We start from the raw sequence: 18,136 nt of genomic DNA on the forward strand, positions 1-18,136 counted from the left end.
CATGTTCAACATTGTTTTTTTAATATTACTGTTATATAAGAGAAAATGTTCAGATGTTCTCGCTTTCTAAAGCAGAAGCGACGGTTCCAGTTCTTTGCATAAGTAAGATATTTTCTTGTAAAAATGGCGGGATAACAGAAACCTGCCCATTATCTTCTTTGAGAATAATCGATCCATCCTGAAGTCGCTCAAGAATCCGAATAAAGTGCGGTATATTGATATCTAATTTTTCAAAGAAGTCTTGTGCTGTCTCAGTTACTGTTGTGATATAGTAACTCTTGTTTTCCTCCGCCTGATTGAGCGGAATTTCTACTTTATTTTTTTCCCAAAAAACTTCCGAAGGGATGGTTGACCCATGGGGATCAACAGCAGGATAATCTAATAAAGCATAGAGATATTCAACAAGTTTTGGTGAAGAGGCGTGTTCTAAATTTTCAGCCTCTTCATGAACTTCCTCTGTAGAATAACCAAGCTTGTCAACTAGGAAACTTTCCCAAACACGGTGACTTTTAATAATAAAGCGAGCTTGGGCATTGCCTTGCTCCGATAAATTCACGCCACGATAAGGCGCATAGTCCACGAGTTGTTTTTTTGCTAATCTTTTAATCATTTCAGTCGCACTAGGGGCTGCGACAGACAATTTTTTAGCGATAAGTTGTATACTGACAGCTGAATCATCTCCCGCGCGTTCTAAGGTATAAATAGCCTTAAGATAATCCTGCTCATTTTTCGTTAATTTTAACACCTGAGTTTCTCCTTATATTATAACACCAATATTATAGCACGTCCTTAATTATATTTCAATAAAATAAGGGTCGCCTAATGAAAGGGGCTATAGTATGAGATAAAAGCCACAAATTAAGGGATTTGTGGCTTTTATTATAGTTTTAGTTCTTTTTGAGATGGATATCAAGAGCAAACTTCGTTTGGTTACTAATAAAGTATGACTTAGAGAATTCAAAAGCATGCCCTTTTTGGTCATATGCTGTTTGCTCAATGACGAGCACAGGAGACTTGCAATCAATTTCCAGGTTTGTGCTCACTTCCTCGGTAGCTTGGTCGGCATAAATGACACGTTTAGCATCTACTAACTGTAGCTTAGCTTCCTGTCCTAGGTAGTCATAGACAGATCCTTCTAGAATTTCCTCTGTGATAGGAGCGATGTAACTTGGCATGACAACATGTTCAAAACTATAGGCTTTTCCATTCAAAATACGAAGACGTTTAAATTCATAAACTGGATCCGTTTTATTCAGAAGAAGGTGTTTTTGCTCTTCAGTTGATGGTAAGCGTGCATCAAAAAAGAGAATTTTACTTTTAATTTCTTGATCACGATGCGAATAAGTTACACCAATTGGTAAGTCTAAAGGCAGAAGTTCTGTTGTTTCTTCAACTCTTGGACGAATATAAGTTCCGGAGCCTTGTTTGCTAAAGATTAAGCCTTCGTTTTCGAGTAAGGTGAGGGATTTTTTTAAAGTAATACGTGACACATTATACTTTTCAGCAAAAAACTCTTGCGTAGGAAGAAGAGTCCCCGCACGATAATGATTAGTCAGTATATCACGTTTAATATCAGCGTAAATTTCACGGTATTTGTACAATTTGTATACCTCGATTTTTATGATTTGTGTATATATTATATAACATTTTATATAATTTGTCTACATTAATTTTATATTCATCTTTACAAATTTTAAAAAATTGTATATAATGAAAAACGGAAGCGGTTTCTTTTTGGTGGAAGTGGCTTCTAAAAAAAAGAAAAAGGAAGTGCGTATTATGAAAATTGATGTGCAGAAGTTTCAAGAACCATTACTAAAAGTATCTGCTTGGGTGGAGCGGAATACAATTTTACAAGCAATTAAAAATGCTTTCGTAAGGACAATACCGTTCACGGTTGTAGGTTCCTTCTCTAATCTTATCAAAATGCAGCTGGATGCCCTTATTAAAAACCAAGATATTCATAATGCTTTATTGACGAATATTAGTAATCTATTTGGTTATATTGGAAATGCTACTTTGGGCATTGTTGCGCTAATTGTGGTCTTTTCTTCAGCATATTCTTATGCTTTCGAGCTAAAAAGAAATGAAAAAAATAGTCAACTTAATCCAATAATTGCAACTTTGCTTGCTTTTGCAGCATATTTTGTGATGGTTCCTAATAATGTCAATTACTTGGATCCTAAAGCAGATATTATTGAAGGATTTTCAACATCATTTTTCAGCTATGAAGGGATGTTTACTGCCCTCATTGTTGGACTAATTGCTGTGGCTTTGTTTGCACGGTTTACGCGTAGTAAATTTACAATCAAAATGCCCGGTAATGTCCCACAAAATGTATTTGATTCTTTCTTCTCGTTAATCCCAATCAGTGGTGTACTCTTAATCTTTGGTGCAATTCGAATTGCTTTACAATCATTGGGCTATGTTTCTTTACTGCAAATGATTTCTGAAGTGCTTATCAAGCCTTTATTGACAGTTGGTACTGGTTTACCCGCTATTCTCATCGTTATTTTACTCCAACAAATCTTATGGTTTCTTGGTCTTCACGGCTTCAATATCGTTTGGGGTGTCGTGTCAGCATTCTGGCTCCCTATTTTCTTAGAAAATGTAGCAAAATTTGCTGAGACACAAAGCTTTGCTGACATTTCTATTGCACCAAATACAATGACCAACGTCTATGCCATGATTGGTGGTTCAGGTGCTACCTTTGGTTTAATTATCGCAATGCTTATCTTTACGAAAAAAGGTGAAAAAGAACGTGAAGTTGCAAAACTTGCTTTAATCCCAGGATGCTTTGGTATAAATGAACCTGTCATCTTTGGACTTCCCATCGTTCTTAATCCATTAATGTTTATTCCTTGGGTCCTTGTACCAATGATTAATGCTGTTATCGCTTATGTTGTAACATCTATCGGTTGGGTTGTTCCTCTCGTTGTCCTTAATTCAGGAAATGAACCTATCTTTATCAGTACATGGGTTTTAGGAGCCTTTCATATTAGTCCAGTTATACTGACCCTTGTTTTGGTTGTGTTAGACATTGTTTTATATGCTCCATTTGTGATTCTTAACCAGAAACAAGAACGTGCTGAACAAGCAGCATTGGTCAGTGCAGAATAGAATTTAAATAAGAAATAGAGGAAAATACCCATGAAAAAAGTATATACTGTTGCACATACCCACTGGGATTTTGAATGGTATTTTACGAGACAAGAAGCACGTGTGCAATTTATTTTTCACATGGATGAGGTTCTAGAAGCTTTGGAAAGCAACCAGTTAGATTTCTATACTTTAGATGGACAAATGTCAATTATTGAAGATTATCTCAGTCTCTTTCCTGAAAAAGAAAAGCAGCTGAAAAAATTTGTCCAGGCGGGCAGACTCTTTGTTGGACCTTGGTTTACACAAATCGATGAAATGACAACTTCTGGGGAATCAATAGTGAGAAATCTACGCATTGGTATTCGTGAAGCAGAAGAACTAGGTAGTGCGATGAGAATTGGCTACTTGCCAGATTCTTTTGGTCAAAGTCAAGACATGCCGAAAATCTATCATGGCTTTGATATCCAACATGCCCTTTTTTGGCGCGGGATGCCGAATGAAGCGAACACGCGCTACTTTTATTGGTCAAGTAATGATGGTTCAAAAGTACTGACAGCCAATATTAAAAATGGTTACTATGCGGGAGTTGATTTAGTAGAAAAGAATGATTTTTCAGACCTTGTTGAAAGAATATCAACACATACAAGTAGCAATGCACATCTTTTACCGGTGGGAGGAGATCAGCGTGCAGTTGATTTTAATTTAAAAACAAGGATCGATAAGGCAAATCAAGAAATTGAAGACTCAACAGAGTTTATTGAAAGTAACTATCCGCAATTTTTCAAGGCACTCGAAAAAGAAGCTCAAGAATTTCTTGATATCAAAGGAGAGTTTATTGAGCCAACAGATTCCAAAATTCACCGTGGTATCTATTCATCACGCTATGATTTAAAGCAAGTCTATGATCAGATTGAGCGTTTGTTAACTTATCAGTTAGAGCCAATGTCAGTGTTAGCTGCACGTTATGGTATCTCTGTGAAACAAGGTCTAATAGATAGCTTATGGAAGATAGTAAGCCGAGGTCAAGCACACGATAGTGCTGGCGGGTGTAACAGTGACAAAACTAATCGTGATATCTATATGCGGGGCATAAATGGACTACAGGAAGCTCAGTCTTGTATGGACTACCTGCTCAGAAAATTAAGTATTTCACTAAATAGGAATCAAGAAGACAGGCTTTTCATGTGGAATCCCCTTCCGTTTGAGCTTAAAGTGATAAAGAAAGTCAAACTTTCTACAGCAAATAAACATTTCTCACTTGCTGATGATAAAGGAGAAAAAATATCTTTTGAACTTATTGAGCAAGAAATGGAAAATGCAGCATTGCTTCGCAGAAACCCCAAAGAAATGCTTGATGAACGTTATTATGTCAGTACCATTGCAGTAGAATGCATGTTACCAGCTATGGGGTATGTACATTACCACGTCATTGATGAGAAAGAAAATCCCAAAACACTAGTCAACGCAGACAGTATTGAAAATGATTTTTATAAGATTGAGTTTACAGATGGGAACTTCAATCTTTATCTTAAGAAAAACAGTAAAGAATACTTAGACTTTCTCTCTTTTGAAGATGGGGGAGATGAAGGGGATACCTACGATTATTCTCCAGCATTTGATGACTGGATTTTAAACCTGAACTTTAAAAACAGTCACACTTCTCGCGTGGAGCAAGGAGAATTTCTAAGTCGAATCATTGTAGAAGGTGAATGGGAGCTTCCATATGATCTGGCATCGCGGAAAGACAAAAAACGCGATGGGGTAGTCAGCTATGCCTTAACTTTGGAAATCAATAAGCAGGATAATCGTCTTTATCTCAGCCTAAATGTGAATAATCAAGTTCTAGACCATCGCTTGCGCTTAGTGCTTAAAACAGATGTAGAGTCTGAGTTTTCAACTAGCGATACTCCTTTTGGTATCATTGATCGACCGATTGAAGAAAAGTATCTGAAAGACTGGCAAGCAAGAGGCTACAAAGAAGAACCTACAAGTATGCGACCGATGATTCACTTCGCCAATCTGCATGATGCGAAGACAAGCTGGAGTTTTCTCAGCAAAGGAACAAAGGATTTTCAAGTATTGAATAAGGACCAACAGGAGCTTGCCATTACGGTATTTAGGGGTGTTGGCTACCTAGGAAGACCAGATACAAAAAGACGTCCAGGCGATGCTTCTGGTTTGCAAACTAGAGAAGTTGAAACGCCTGATAGCCAACTTCTAGGAGATGTTTTCTTCGAAGGAAATATCGTCATTGATACTGATTTTGATGCTGTGTCTCTCCAAAACCAGTATCTACTTACAACACAAGAAGATATATATTACCAAACACAGACGATCAATCGCTTCAGCACACCAATCGAATATTTCCCCATAAATAAGAAAAACATCGACTTAAAACCATTACGAATGATAGCTTTAGAAAATATTGGAGTTATCTTTAGCAGTATGGAAGCCAGCAGCGATCAAACAGGTATACAACTACGGTTATATAATCCCCAAGACACTTCCCAAAAGATGCCAGGAATTATCAAACTTCAAGAGCCTGCGGCTATCAAGCTGTTAAACTTAGAAGGAAAAATTATTGATAGTTTGGAAAATTCTGTAGAAGAACTTTCAATGGCAGAATTTAGGCCAGGAGAAATTAGAACTTATGGTATCTTTTTCAAAAAATAGTAGGAGGACAAAGGAGTTGATAAAACAAGAAGAGTTAATCTCCAAGATTAAAAAACATGCAGAAACAATTCGTCTATGGGATGACCGAGCGACATCACTTTTTCAAGATGCTATAGTAGATACTATTTCAAACACCGTTTCAGTACGGGAAAATGGGGAGATATTTGTTGCTACTGGAGATATACCAGCAATGTGGCTGAGAGATTCTACCTTTCAAATACTTCCATATTTGGAGATGGCGGATCATATTCCAGAAATAACATCTCTGATTCACGGTGTTTTGAAGCAACAAATGCGATATATTAATCATGATCCTTATGCCAATGCCTTTAATAAGGAGGCAACAGACAGTCATTATAGCCAAGATGTCTCGAATATTCCAATTTCGCCTTTAGTCTGGGAAAGAAAATTTGAGATTGACTCCTTGTGTGCCCCTTTATTCCTTGCTTACCAACTCTACAAGCATACAGGCTATACCGAGCATCTTAAGGAAGACTATTGGACAACGGTTGAACGTGTTATTGATACTTTTATTACGGAGCAACATCATGAGAGCTCAGAGTATATTTTTAAAAGAACAAATTGCCCACCATCCGATACACTATCTCATGAAGGACGTGGAGAACCAATTGGTTATACAGGTATGGTCTGGAGTGCCTTTAGACCGAGTGATGATGCGTGTGAGTACGGTTATTTTATTCCAGGGAACTGCTTTATTTTAGTGGTTTTGAACCAACTTCTGGAGTTGCTCCCAGCACATTTCTCTCCTAGATTAGAAAGAAAAATAAAGAAGCTTCAAGAAGAAATAACAGAAGGCATTCAAAAATTTGGTTTAGTATCGTCCGGTAAAAATCTTTATTATGCATATGAGGTTGATGGTTTAGGAAAACAACTCTTTATGGATGATGCTAATGTGCCAAGTTTACTCTCATTGCCTTTCCTTGGCTATTGTGGAGAAGAAGATCCACTTTATATAAAAACGAGAGAAAAATGCTTAAGTGAAGAAAATCCTTATTATTATGTTGGACAATATTTGCACGGCATCGGTAGCCCACATACGCCACCACGTTATGTGTGGCCAATAGCTTTAGCTATGGAAGGATTGACGACAAAAGATATAGACAAAATGAAAAAGCAGATAGAGACAATCGTTGCCACAGATGGTGGCACAGGTCAGTGTCATGAAGGAATTGATGTGGACAATCCAAATAATTACACCCGCGAATGGTTCTCTTGGTCAAACATGACTTATTGTCAATTGGTTTTTCGATACTTAAAGTTTAGTCAAAACAAATAAAAGTTTTAAAAATGTTTTCTTAAGGAGGAAGTAAGGTGAAAAAAATTAAACACTATATTTTAGGTTTACTTACAGTGGGGCTTGGTATGCTCATTTTTGGTCCAATCTCTGCGCAGGCACAAGAAGATAGCCAGCAAGCGAAAACCATGGTCTACTACCGTGCATGGCGTGATAAGGAAATGAAAGGTGTCAATACCAGCCTTACAGACGAAAATTGGTTGAGCATGGATGATATTCCTTATGGCATTGATATTGTCAATGTTTTTAGCTACGTTCCTCAAGGCCAAGAAGATGCCGCTGCACCCTTTTTTGAAAAGCTTAAAAAGTCTTATGTTCCTAACTTACATGCACGAGGTGTGAAGTTAACTAAGGCGATTGATTATTCAGAGCTTTTAAAGATTCCTTATGCAGGAAATTTCCCCACAGTAGAGGAGTTTGATGCTTATGCTAATAAATTGTTAGACGAGCATGTACGCCAATATGGACTTGATGGCTTAGATATTGATATGGAAACTTACCCGAGCACTTCAGATATTGCACTTTCAAATGGTGTTATTCGAGCACTATCAAAATATATTGGCCCTCTTGCAAATAATGGTACTGTATTTGTTTATGATACAAATGGTTCCAATCTTAATCCATTGAAAGAGGTTGCAGAAAGCTTTACATATCTTGGCTATCAACAATATGGTTCAGATGATACTCGTACAGCTAGAGCAATAAAAGATTATACTGGGATTATACCGAAAGAGAAATTTATGCCTGGCTTAGCCTTTCCGGAAGAGCAAGACCATAATAGATGGTACGATACTAAAGAGCCTTACGGAGAAAGTAATATTTACAAAGTAGCAAAATATACAGCAGAAAATAAACTGTACGGCATGTTTCTTTATGCCTTAGACCGTGATGGCAGAACATATAACAATTTTGATTTAAACCACATTGTGCCTTCAAACTTCCTTTGGACGAAAACAGCCATTTTACAGGCCAAAGGCTTCAGTCTCCAAGATTCCAAAGATATAGCACTACATCATTGGAAGCGCGTGGGACAGGGCAAAGAGAATTATCAAGTTGTTTTAAATCAAATTAATCAAGCCCAGTCGATTTATGATGTTAATAAAGTCTTGCTTGGATCAAGCGATAATTTTGCAAATGATGGTATAAGCCCACAATATGATCCAATGTATGAATTACAACTCATGAAGTGAGTCTTTAGTATTTGAATAAAAAACAGATAAGATTCTAGGGGATTTTACTTTTCCTAGGGTCTATTTTTGAAAAAAATATAAATCCTTCTATTTGAGAAGAAGAAAAGTAGAAAGAACAGAACAATGAAAATAGAATTTCCAAAAGATTTTTGGTGGGGCGCAGCGACAAGTGGCCCACAAACTGAAGGACGTTTCAAGAAAAAACACGACAATGTTTTTGATTATGACTTTGATCATTTTAGTGAACGATTTTGGGGCTCAATTGGTCCAGATACTGCCAGTAATTTTTATAATGACTTTGAAGAAGATATCTGTTTGATGCAGAAAGCTGGACTCAACAGTATTAGAACAAGTATTCAGTGGTCCAGACTTATTGAGGATTTTGAGACTGGGAAGACTAATCCTCAAGCAGTGGCGTTCTATAACCGCGTAATTGATACTTTCTTAGCTGCCGGAATTCGGCCTATGATGAACTTACATCATTTTGATCTACCTGTGGAGCTTCTCCATAAATATGGCGGATGGGAAAGTAAAAAGGTTGCTCAACTCTTTGCTCAGTTTGCGGAGCAATGCTTTCACTTATTTGGTGATCGTGTAACAGAATGGTTCACACATAATGAGCCGATAGTAGTTGTCGAATGTGGCTATCTTTTAGGTTTCCATTATCCCGACCTTAAAGATGGTAAAAAAGCTGTTCAAGTTGCTTATAATTTACAATTAGCTTCTAGTTTAGCGATTGAAAGATTTAGAAAAATCAATAACAATGCCAAATCTAAGATTGGTATCATCCTCAACTTAACACCGAATTATGCTAAGGATGGAGAAATACAGAACCTAAAAGCAGCTCATTTTGCTGATTTATGGCAAAATCAACTGTTTTTAGATGCTTCAGTAAAAGGAGAGTTCCCACAAGAACTCGTAAATATTTTAGAGCAAGATGGTGTATTATGGGAAAGCACTGCTGAAGAGCTGGAAGTGATAAAACACAATACAGTGGACTTTTTAGGAGTAAATTATTACCATCCAAGTCGTGTTCAAGAGCCAGAGTTTTCGAGCGACAGTTTGGCTCAGGACTGGCTACCGGAAAAATATTACGCTCCCTTTAACAAAAGAGGGGTTCGTATGAATGCAGATAGAGGTTGGGAGATTCACCCGCAGACAATTTATAATATAGCAAAAACGATACAAAATGATTATGACAATATCCCTTGGTTTATCTCAGAAAATGGAATGGGTGTCGAAAATGAAGCACGTTTTGAGGATAGAGCGGGTATTATCCAAGATGATTATCGTATTCAATTTATGACGGAGCACCTTTATTATTTACACCAAGCAATGGTTGAAGGTTCTGCCTGCTTAGGTTATCACACATGGACACCAATAGACTGCTGGAGCTGGCGTAATTCCTATAAAAATCGCTATGGATTAATTTCTCTAGATGTTCATAGACAAATCAAGAAACTAAAAAAATCAGCACATTGGTACCGTAAAGTTTCAGAAAGCTCAAGTGTTGACATTGAAGAAACACTGTTACAAAAACTGAAAGGGAATGAATAATGGTACTGATAACAATTGATGTTGGTGGAAGCAGCATTAAATATAGTCTTTTCTCGGAAGGAAAATTGGGAGAAGTTAAATCGAAACGCACACCCAATGACCTCAAAGGTTATTACAGCTGCCTGAAGGACATTGTAAGTGAGATGAGACGAGAAAAGATAAATATAACAGGTATTGCGATGAGTTCCCCTGGAGCTGTTAATCAGAAAACTGGCTATATTGAAGGATTCAGTGCCTTGCCTTATATTCACGGTTTTAATATTCATCACGTACTAGAAGAAAAGCTAGGCTTGCCCTTGACTATAGAAAATGATGCCAATTGTGCTGCTCTTGCCGAAGTTGCATATGGAGCAGCGAAGAATCTACAAAATGTACTTTTTCTAGTACTCGGGACAGGTGTAGGGGGAGCAGTCGTTCTCAATGGAAAAATTCACCATGGGAACCATCTTTTTGGTGGGGAATTCGGCTTCATGCTGATGGATGAAAAGCATACTTTTTCAGATCTAGGTACAGCTGTAAATATGGCTAAACGCTACAATATCCGGCAAAAAACAGAGCTTACAGGTCAAGAGGTCTTCAGACGAGCAAGAGAGGAAAATGATAGTGTCGCGCAAGAGGAAATGGAGCGTTTCACATTTAATGTCGCAAAAGGTATTTACAATCTCCAGTATGCCTTTGATCCTGAACTTATAGTCATAGGGGGAGCTGTTTCACAAGCTGAGTGGCTGGTTCCAGAACTTAATAAACAGCTTCAAAAGATAATCAAGAATTTAGAAATTCCGCCTTTTTTGCCTGAGATTAAAGTTTGTCACTATCGTAATTCCGCAAATCTCATTGGTGCAGTCGTAAATTTTCAACAAAACAAAGCGTAAAAAAAAAGACATAGTCTCCTATGTCTTTTTTTATAAAGCATTAAATTTGATTATATACCCTTAGGGGTATATAATGGTATTATTAATAAAACAAAGGAAAAAAGAATGAAAACAATCACAATGCAAGATTTAATAGAAGTAATGAAAAATGAAGCAGATATTATTGATATACGGGAAACTTTCGAATATGCATCTGGGCATGTACCAACAGCGCGTAATATACCCATGAGTGAGATAGAAAGTCGTCTGGAGGAAGTTAATAATGGAAGTTATATTATCTGTCAATCAGGGGCTCGATCAGCACAGGTGACACAGTGGCTTACCGCAAACGATATCGATGTTATTAATGTCTTGGGCGGTACAAATGCTTGGGACGGATGCTTGGCGCAGTAAGGAGAAACGATGTTTGGATTATTTACGAAAATTAAGAGTATAACAACAACAGAGCTTGCTGCACATCTAAGGAATAATCAGGTAAAAGAAGAAATTATTGACGTGCGAGAACCTTATGAATATAAAAAAGGACATATACGAAGAGCTAGAAATATTCCTCTGAACCAAGTTTCTACAGCGCAGTTAGACACTAATAAAAAGTATTTTGTGATTTGCCAATCAGGTATGAGATCAAAAAAGGCCTGTAAAGTACTTTCAAAAATGAACTATAACGTAATAAACATATCTGGTGGTATGGTGGCTTGGCAAGGTAAAGTGACAAGAAAAGATTAAAAGTAGAAATGTCGAGAGGGATTAACAAGTCCCTCTCTTTTTTTGCTATAATACATGTATGACTTATCAAGTAAAAATAATTTATCCTAAAGAAGAAGCTCTTGAGAGCAACAAATTAACAGAACGTACGTTTAACGAGTATATGGATGACTTGGAACCAGAAGAAGTTATTAAACAGTACGAGCAACTTTTGACTGAAGGTTATTCTATTTCAGTTAATTTCTTTCCTCCACAAGTAGATAAAGAAGGTAGTGAACAAGATCCATTTAAAATTGCGGAGAGCTTTGAACTTGCCGGTATCACCTATAAGGCAACGCTGAAACTTAAAGCTTCAGGAACATACGAAGATATGGTGAAAATCGCTAAAATAATAGAGCAACAAGGCTATGATTACAGCATTACTGTCAAGCTTCAAATCAATGAAAATTCACCTGTCGATTTTGAGAAAGAAAGTTCATGGTTTGATTCTGAATATGCTAAATATACAGTATTACCTAAAGCAAGTAGTCAGGATATTGCAGATCTCAAGTCTCTTTACGATATCCTGTCCGAAGAACATCATAAAGTAAGTATTAATCTTAAAGCCAAGGTCAAGAAAGACGACGACGATAGCTTTGCTAGTCAATTAGCAGCCTATCCTGCAGAAACATTAGTGACCTTCAAACTATCTGACGCAACAATATAATGATTGTTATTTTACATAAATTAAAATATGTATATATAAAAATAAACAGTAATGAAAAGATTGGTGTCTTAATCATACAATATGCTTTATGGAACATGATTACTGGTCTTTCTCTGTGATTCTATAATTTTTAAGTTAGTTTACATAAATAAAAAAGAGCACTAATGTGCTCTTTTTTATCATCCTCTCTTTTTCAATGCAGAATAACTTGCAAAGAGTCCCAAAATTACTAATACGAAGAAGAGAATGAGAATGACTGATGTTCCAAATTGGGTGCCTTCTTTAAACCCTTGAGCGTGCTGAAACACAGAAAGAATGTTGGCTACCAAAGCAGTTGCAATCGCTCCAATAAATTGCTGTGATGTATTAACCAATGCATTTCCGTCTGAGAGCTCTTCAGATGAAAGTGTACTGAGACTGCTGGTCATTAAGTTGCTATAAGATACTCCCAGCCCAAGCATCATAACGATATGCGCAATCAACAATAAAAGAAGTGACTGTGTTGGGAGGAAAATAAAGAGTAAAACGATACCTAAGCTTGCGGTTAACAGACCAAAGGTAATCGGCTTTTTAGCACCAACTTGATCCAAAATTTTCCCAGAAATAGGTGCAAGTATTGCACCGACAAGAGCGCCAGGAAACATAAAGAGTCCAGCTACAGCAGAGCTATATCCAGCAGAAACTTGAATAAAATTAGGTAAAATAAAGGATAAACCTAAAAGAAGGCCTTGGTACACAAGAAGAGCGAAGAGGAGTGCGACAAATTTACGATGACGTAGTATCGATAATTCAATCAGTGTCTCTTTACGATTATAATAAACAAAGAGGAGAGCACTTAAAATACCGATAATAAAGAGAATTACAAAGGTCAGAATTTGTTCGGCACTCAAGGCAGAAATGAAGACGAAAAACATGACAGAAAGCGCCAATACTGGTTGAAGCGCCAGTTTTTTTGTCGTTTGTTTTTTCTCTTCTGGAAGCGAGGAAAGGCCAATAATTAGGGATAAAACAATTAATGGAAGTAAAAAGATGTAAATGTAGCGCCAATCTAGTGCATTAGAGATAATGCCACCATAAGTGGGACCAATAGCAGGAGCAATCGATGTTGTGACTGTGCCCAATCCCATCATCATACCGCGCTTTTCAAGTGGTGCTTTGGTTAAAATAAGGTGGAACATTAAAGGTAAAGCAATACCAGTTCCGACACCTTGTAAAAGCCGCCCCGCTAATAGGAGTGTAAAGTTAGGTGAGAAGCAATTAATCAGAACACCTAAAAAGAAAAGGAGATTCCCAGATATGAAGAGCTTCCGAGAGGAGAAGCGCTGATTAAAATACGAAGACAATGGAATAATAATCGCAATAGCTAATAGATAAATGGTGGTCACCCACTGTATCTTGGAAGTACTTAGCCCGAATTCAGTAATTAATTGGGGGAAGGTCACGTTCATCGCTGTTTCGATTAATACTCCTGAAAAAGACAAGAGCCCAGTAGCAATGACAGCACCTAAGAGATGAAATTGTTTGTTTTTATTCATGCAGTTAAATGTCCTCCTAATTTAAACAAAAAGAGGCGAAATTATTATCCTAAAATAATAATTTCGCCTCTGTATAATATCAACATAAATCTATGTTATCTGTACGAAAGTTATAACTTTTCCATTATAACTTCTATGATAAAAAAATGCAACTGTAAATGTGAATCTCGAATTAAAGAAATACAAGAGAAATACATATGTAATTTAAATACCAAAAACTTAACCTGTATTTATTACTTAATTATTGATATTTTGAGAAAAAGGAGTTATTATATAGTTGTGTTTACAAACGTAAACAAAATGGATGAGTGAATTTCACTTTCTACAATAGAAATAAAATGGAGAAGACAGAATGATTAAATTTTACTACACTCCCTCATGTACTAGCTGTCGAAAAGCAAAAGTTTGGTTAGAAAACCACAATCTGGAATACACAGAGCATAACTTATTTGCTGATCCCTTGACAGAAGAGGAGATTGGTGAGTTGTTGGCTAAAACAGAAAATGGCACCGAAGATCTCATTTCAACGCGTTCACAAGCATTTAAAAATTTAAGCGTTAATGTCGAAGACATGACGATTAAAGAATGGACAAAATTCATCTCACAACATCCAGAACTTCTTCGCCGACCACTTTTAGTAAAAGGTCCACAGCTACAAGCTGGATTTAATGAAGATCAATTGCGCAGTTTCTTTTCGAGGGAGTATCGTCAAATTGAATTACAAGAAACAAAGAGTGCTGTAGCTTAAAGTGCTTATCTGAAAAAATAATAGAAAAGAAAGAGGAAATAACCATGTCATATGTTACTAGTAATGATGAACAAAAAGTAGAAATCGTAAATATTGCTTCCCTTGAGGGACGTGTAAAAGAGCGTATGGAAGCTCAAGGGAATAAGGGGGCGTTTGGTTATATTCGTGGCGGCGCAGAGGATGAATGGACAATGCGTGAAAACACGGCTTCCTTTAACACGAAAACAATATCACCTCGAGTACTACGGGGGATTGATTCGGCAAACTTGAGCACTAACATTTTTGGAATTGAACTTAAGACTCCAATTATTCAAGCTCCAGTTGCTGCACAAGGATTGGCTCATATGGAAGGAGAAGTGGATACAGCTAAAGCCCTGGAAGAAGTGGGTTCACTTTTCTCTATTTCAACTTATGGCTCAACATCTGTGGAAGATGCAGCCGCAGCTGTTAATGGCGCCCCGCAATTTTTCCAACTTTATATGAGTAAAGATGACCAATTTAATCAATTTTTGCTTGAAAAAGCTGTGAAATCCGGAGTAAAAGCAATTATCTTAACTGCGGATTCTACATTAGGTGGTTATCGTGAAGAAGATGTGATTAATCACTTCCAATTTCCACTTCCAATGCCAAATTTGGCAGCTTTTTCTGAATCTGATGGTGTTGGAAAAGGTATTTTTGAAATTTATGCGGAAGCAAAACAGGGACTTGTCCTATCCGATATCCAAAAAATTAAAAACTGGACAAATCTTCCTGTTATTGTGAAAGGTATCCAAGATCCAGTTGATGCGATGGAGGCTATTGCAGCTGGTGCTGATGGTATTTGGGTCTCTAATCACGGAGGTCGCCAACTTGATGGAGGACCAGCTTCCTTTACTGTCCTTCCAAGAATTGCACAAGTGGTCAATAAACGTGTTCCTATTATTTTTGATAGTGGTGTACGCCGTGGTGAGCATGTTTTCAAAGCTTTAGCCAGTGGAGCGGATCTTGTCGCTATTGGTCGTCCCGTACTTTACGGCTTAAATTTAGGTGGTAAGGAAGGTGTTAAATCAGTGTTTGAACATCTTAATAAAGAATTATCGATCACTATGCAGTTAGCTGGCGCTAAAGATATTGAAGCTATCAAAGATACTGACTTACTTTAAATTTGGGTAAGCTAAATCAAAAAGTGTATCGAAAATCCACTCTCTTAAAAAAGTTATTTTCCGGATATCTTTACCTTTTCAGACTATTTCGTAGTATAATTAGTGTATAAGAAAATGAAAAGGCTTTCTCTAGAGAGCAGTAATTTATCATCTAATTTTCGGTCACTCATATTTTAAGTTTTTAGAAATGAGAGGAAATCGTAATGGTAGAAACAATAAAAGCTGGTGTTGCAGCAGTTAAAGTTCTTGAAAATTGGGGAGTAAAAGATATTTATGGTCTGCCAGGTGGCTCCATTAATTCTTTGATGGATGCACTCTTAGAAGAAAAAGAGCGTATTCATTTTGTGCAGGTCCGTCATGAAGAAGTAGGTGCGATGGCTGCAAGCATGCACGCTAAATTTACAGGACATATCGGTGTAGCCTTCGGTTCTGCAGGACCTGGCGGAACGCACTTGATGAACGGTTTATATGATGCAAAAGAAGATCATGTTCCTCTGTTGGCAATTGTTGGCCAATTTGGCACCACTGGCATGAATATGGATACTTTCCAAGAAATGAATGAAGATCCTATTTATGCTGATGTTTCAGTCTACCATCGTGTGGTCATGACCGCACAATCGCTTCCTCATATTATTGACGAAGCGATTCGTCAAGCCTACAGCAAAAAAGGTGTGGCTGTAGTTCAACTTCCTGTTGATTTAGGTTGGCAAGAAATCAAAAAAGATTCATGGTTTGATGCAAGTCAAGCTTATATCCAACCGGAACTTGCTGAACCCAAGCAAGAGGCTATTGAGCAAGCGATGCAAATTTTACAAAATGCTGAACGTCCTGTCATTTTCTCTGGTATCGGGATGCGTGGCGCAGGGACTGAACTTATGGAGCTTTCAAGAAAAATTAAAGCACCAGTAATGGTTTCCGCACTGGCTATTGATATTGTGGATGATGACTTTGAGGCTTTTCTTGGATCGCCTACTCGAGTTTCAAGAAAACCAGCTAATGATGCTATTGCAAACGCAGATACGGTTTTAATGCTGGGAACGAATCAACCTTTTATCGATGTTACGAATATGTTTGAACATGTGAAACACGTGATTCAAGTAGATATTGATCCTGCAAAACTAGGCAAACGACAACGGACAGAACTCAGCATTTTAGCAGATGCTAAAAAAGTTGTGAAAGCTCTCTCTCAACAAATGAGGGAAAAAGAAGAGACACCTTGGTGGCGTGCTAATGTAAAAAACATTATGAACTGGAAAAGTTATACGCAGACCCTAGAAGAAGATAAAGAAAATCCGTTGAATCTTTATCAGGTCTATCATGCTATTAATAAAGTCGCGAAAAAGGATGCACTTTTTTCAACTGATGTTGGAGATGTTACGATGACATCTGTTCGTCATTTGCATATGGGTAAAGGTCAACTTTGGCGCACTTCTGGTCTGTTTGCGACAATGGGTGTTGGGCTTCCAGGTGCGATTGCGGCCAAGTTAGATTTCCCTAATCGTCAAGTGTGGTCACTTTCAGGTGACGGTGCTTTTTCAATGGTTATGCAAGATTTAGCAACTCAAGCTCAAGAAAAATTACCAATTATTAATGTCGTTTTCTCTAATCAACAGTTTGGTTTTATCAAAGATGAGCAAGAAACGACTAATAAAGGTTATCTTGGGGTGGAATTTACTGGGATTGATTTTGCAAAAGTTGCTGAGGCAATGGGCGTTCATGGCTTTACAGTTAACAAAGTCGAAGAGTTGGACGATGTTTTTGCCCAAGCAATGAAGTTGGTTGAATCAGGCTTACCTGTACTTATTGATGCTAAAATTACGGGTGAAAGTCCTATTCCAGTGGAACGTCTGCAGCTTGATCCTAAACACTATTCACAAGAAACTATTGATACTTTTAAAGAACGTTTCCATGCTAAAAAATTACAACCTTTTGCTGTTTATATGGAGGAAGAAGGTTTAGTTGAGGCAGGAAAGGCGACAGACTTGGGGGGCTTCTAATCACATTAAGGGGTGAAAATGAAATGGACAATTCAAAAATTAACAATCAAGCAACAACTGATGAAAACTTGGAGCAAGCAGGTTACCGACGTTATCGTGGGAAGGAAATGGATATCTATTATAATGCTCAAATTTGTGAGCATGCAGGAGAATGCGTACGTGGTAATGCAGCTGTCTGGGAAGTGGGGCGTAGACCATGGATTATCCCAGATAATGGAGAAAAAATTGACAATCAAGCGATTATCAATCGTTGTCCATCTGGAGCACTAAAATTTATCAAGTAAAAAGGAAAGAGGAATACTATGAAAACTGTTGAGGAAGACAACAACATTATCTTGTACAATGACAATAATGAACGCATCGGAGAGATGACATATATGAAAATGGGCAACAATATTGTTATCACTCATACAGGTGTGGCTATTGAATACCGAGGTCAAGGTCTCGCTCAGTTGCTTTTAAAGGCAGGAATTGAGAAAGCACGTAAAGAAGACCTCAAACTTCAAGCGACTTGTCCTTATGCAGCAAAGTATTTTAGAGCGCACAAAGAAGAATTACAGGACATTTTAAAATAGGCAAAGCGAGTCAAGACAG

At 37.4% G+C, this 18,136-nt stretch carries 17 protein-coding genes; 14 read left to right on the forward strand and 3 right to left on the reverse strand.

Going from position 1 to position 18,136, the window contains the following annotated elements; translation table 11 throughout:
• Positions 1-49: 49 nt before the first annotated feature.
• Both KJS37_RS05745 and KJS37_RS05750 read right to left on the reverse strand, forming a co-directional pair.
• Complete coding sequence (locus KJS37_RS05745; protein ID WP_213496309.1) at positions 50-745, reverse strand: metal-dependent transcriptional regulator; 696 nt, start codon at positions 743-745, stop codon at positions 50-52.
• A gap of 142 nt (positions 746-887) precedes the next feature.
• Positions 888-1,601 carry a GntR family transcriptional regulator gene (locus KJS37_RS05750; protein ID WP_017369331.1) on the reverse strand — a complete coding sequence of 238 codons (714 nt, stop codon included), beginning with the start codon at positions 1,599-1,601 and terminating at the stop codon, positions 888-890.
• 178 nt (positions 1,602-1,779) lie between these two features.
• On the opposite strand from KJS37_RS05750, the gene KJS37_RS05755 reads away from it, so the two are divergent.
• The 9 genes from KJS37_RS05755 to KJS37_RS05795 all read left to right on the forward strand — a co-directional run bounded on the left by KJS37_RS05755 (position 1,780) and on the right by KJS37_RS05795 (position 12,120).
• Positions 1,780-3,120, forward strand: a complete 1,341-nt coding sequence (locus KJS37_RS05755) for a PTS sugar transporter subunit IIC (RefSeq protein ID WP_213496311.1) — start codon at positions 1,780-1,782, stop codon at positions 3,118-3,120.
• 30 nt (positions 3,121-3,150) lie between these two features.
• Positions 3,151-5,775, forward strand: coding sequence for a glycoside hydrolase family 38 N-terminal domain-containing protein (locus KJS37_RS05760; RefSeq protein ID WP_213496313.1), 2,625 nt, complete (start codon positions 3,151-3,153; stop codon positions 5,773-5,775).
• Positions 5,753-7,072, forward strand: coding sequence for a glycoside hydrolase family 125 protein (locus tag KJS37_RS05765; protein WP_213496315.1), 1,320 nt, complete (start codon positions 5,753-5,755; stop codon positions 7,070-7,072). Before KJS37_RS05760 ends, KJS37_RS05765 begins: the two co-directional genes overlap by 23 nt.
• A gap of 35 nt (positions 7,073-7,107) precedes the next feature.
• Positions 7,108-8,280, forward strand: a complete 1,173-nt coding sequence (locus KJS37_RS05770) for an EndoS/ChiA family endoglycosidase (protein WP_213496317.1) — start codon at positions 7,108-7,110, stop codon at positions 8,278-8,280.
• A 123-nt stretch (positions 8,281-8,403) separates the two neighbouring features.
• Positions 8,404-9,837: a glycoside hydrolase family 1 protein gene (locus tag KJS37_RS05775; RefSeq protein WP_213496319.1), complete on the forward strand. Its 1,434-nt coding sequence runs from the start codon at positions 8,404-8,406 to the stop codon at positions 9,835-9,837.
• Positions 9,837-10,709 carry an ROK family protein gene (locus tag KJS37_RS05780; protein WP_096368231.1) on the forward strand — a complete coding sequence of 291 codons (873 nt, stop codon included), beginning with the start codon at positions 9,837-9,839 and terminating at the stop codon, positions 10,707-10,709. The genes KJS37_RS05775 and KJS37_RS05780 overlap by 1 nt, the downstream gene beginning before the upstream one ends.
• A gap of 105 nt (positions 10,710-10,814) precedes the next feature.
• The gene (locus KJS37_RS05785; protein WP_096368232.1) at positions 10,815-11,102 is read left to right on the forward strand and encodes a rhodanese-like domain-containing protein; all 288 of its coding nucleotides are present in this window, start codon (positions 10,815-10,817) and stop codon (positions 11,100-11,102) included.
• A 9-nt stretch (positions 11,103-11,111) separates the two neighbouring features.
• A complete protein-coding gene (locus tag KJS37_RS05790) occupies positions 11,112-11,435 on the forward strand; it encodes a rhodanese-like domain-containing protein (protein ID WP_165714716.1) in 324 nt (107 codons plus the stop codon).
• 58 nt (positions 11,436-11,493) lie between these two features.
• Positions 11,494-12,120, forward strand: coding sequence for a hypothetical protein (locus tag KJS37_RS05795; RefSeq protein WP_017369340.1), 627 nt, complete (start codon positions 11,494-11,496; stop codon positions 12,118-12,120).
• A gap of 179 nt (positions 12,121-12,299) precedes the next feature.
• Here KJS37_RS05795 and KJS37_RS05800 read toward each other — a convergent pair whose 3' ends face one another.
• The gene (locus KJS37_RS05800; protein WP_213496321.1) at positions 12,300-13,655 is read right to left on the reverse strand and encodes an MFS transporter; all 1,356 of its coding nucleotides are present in this window, start codon (positions 13,653-13,655) and stop codon (positions 12,300-12,302) included.
• A 352-nt stretch (positions 13,656-14,007) separates the two neighbouring features.
• Here KJS37_RS05800 and spx point away from each other — a divergent pair, with 352 nt between their 5' ends.
• From spx to KJS37_RS05825, 5 genes are all read left to right on the forward strand, one after another.
• Entirely contained in the window at positions 14,008-14,403 is a 396-nt protein-coding gene (gene spx, locus KJS37_RS05805; RefSeq protein ID WP_213496322.1) for a transcriptional regulator Spx, read from the forward strand.
• Between the two features lie 44 nt (positions 14,404-14,447).
• Entirely contained in the window at positions 14,448-15,545 is a 1,098-nt protein-coding gene (locus KJS37_RS05810; protein WP_213496323.1) for a lactate oxidase, read from the forward strand.
• 203 nt (positions 15,546-15,748) lie between these two features.
• Positions 15,749-17,542, forward strand: coding sequence for a pyruvate oxidase (gene spxB, locus KJS37_RS05815; RefSeq protein ID WP_213496324.1), 1,794 nt, complete (start codon positions 15,749-15,751; stop codon positions 17,540-17,542).
• A gap of 23 nt (positions 17,543-17,565) precedes the next feature.
• A complete protein-coding gene (locus KJS37_RS05820) occupies positions 17,566-17,826 on the forward strand; it encodes a (4Fe-4S)-binding protein (RefSeq protein WP_165712167.1) in 261 nt (86 codons plus the stop codon).
• 18 nt (positions 17,827-17,844) lie between these two features.
• Positions 17,845-18,117: a GNAT family N-acetyltransferase gene (locus tag KJS37_RS05825; RefSeq protein ID WP_165712168.1), complete on the forward strand. Its 273-nt coding sequence runs from the start codon at positions 17,845-17,847 to the stop codon at positions 18,115-18,117.
• The last annotated feature ends 19 nt before the right edge of the window (positions 18,118-18,136 follow it).

Source organism: Lactococcus formosensis (assembly GCF_018403745.1).
In the GTDB taxonomy this organism is placed as follows: Bacteria; Bacillota; Bacilli; order Lactobacillales; family Streptococcaceae; genus Lactococcus; species Lactococcus formosensis.

Excerpts from the sequence above, each read along its gene's own strand:
- KJS37_RS05810 (WP_213496323.1), top strand. The coding sequence starts at position 14,448 with ATGTCATATGTTACTAGTAATGATGAACAAAAAGTAGAAATCGTAAAT.
- spxB (WP_213496324.1), top strand. The coding sequence starts at position 15,749 with ATGGTAGAAACAATAAAAGCTGGTGTTGCAGCAGTTAAAGTTCTTGAA.
- KJS37_RS05765 (WP_213496315.1), top strand. The coding sequence starts at position 5,753 with ATGGTATCTTTTTCAAAAAATAGTAGGAGGACAAAGGAGTTGATAAAA.
- KJS37_RS05825 (WP_165712168.1), top strand. The coding sequence starts at position 17,845 with ATGAAAACTGTTGAGGAAGACAACAACATTATCTTGTACAATGACAAT.
- KJS37_RS05785 (WP_096368232.1), top strand. The coding sequence starts at position 10,815 with ATGAAAACAATCACAATGCAAGATTTAATAGAAGTAATGAAAAATGAA.
- KJS37_RS05780 (WP_096368231.1), top strand. The coding sequence starts at position 9,837 with ATGGTACTGATAACAATTGATGTTGGTGGAAGCAGCATTAAATATAGT.
- KJS37_RS05790 (WP_165714716.1), top strand. The coding sequence starts at position 11,112 with ATGTTTGGATTATTTACGAAAATTAAGAGTATAACAACAACAGAGCTT.
- KJS37_RS05760 (WP_213496313.1), top strand. The coding sequence starts at position 3,151 with ATGAAAAAAGTATATACTGTTGCACATACCCACTGGGATTTTGAATGG.
- spx (WP_213496322.1), top strand. The coding sequence starts at position 14,008 with ATGATTAAATTTTACTACACTCCCTCATGTACTAGCTGTCGAAAAGCA.
- KJS37_RS05820 (WP_165712167.1), top strand. The coding sequence starts at position 17,566 with ATGGACAATTCAAAAATTAACAATCAAGCAACAACTGATGAAAACTTG.
- KJS37_RS05755 (WP_213496311.1), top strand. The coding sequence starts at position 1,780 with ATGAAAATTGATGTGCAGAAGTTTCAAGAACCATTACTAAAAGTATCT.
- KJS37_RS05775 (WP_213496319.1), top strand. The coding sequence starts at position 8,404 with ATGAAAATAGAATTTCCAAAAGATTTTTGGTGGGGCGCAGCGACAAGT.
- KJS37_RS05800 (WP_213496321.1), bottom strand. The coding sequence starts at position 13,655 with ATGAATAAAAACAAACAATTTCATCTCTTAGGTGCTGTCATTGCTACT.
- KJS37_RS05795 (WP_017369340.1), top strand. The coding sequence starts at position 11,494 with ATGACTTATCAAGTAAAAATAATTTATCCTAAAGAAGAAGCTCTTGAG.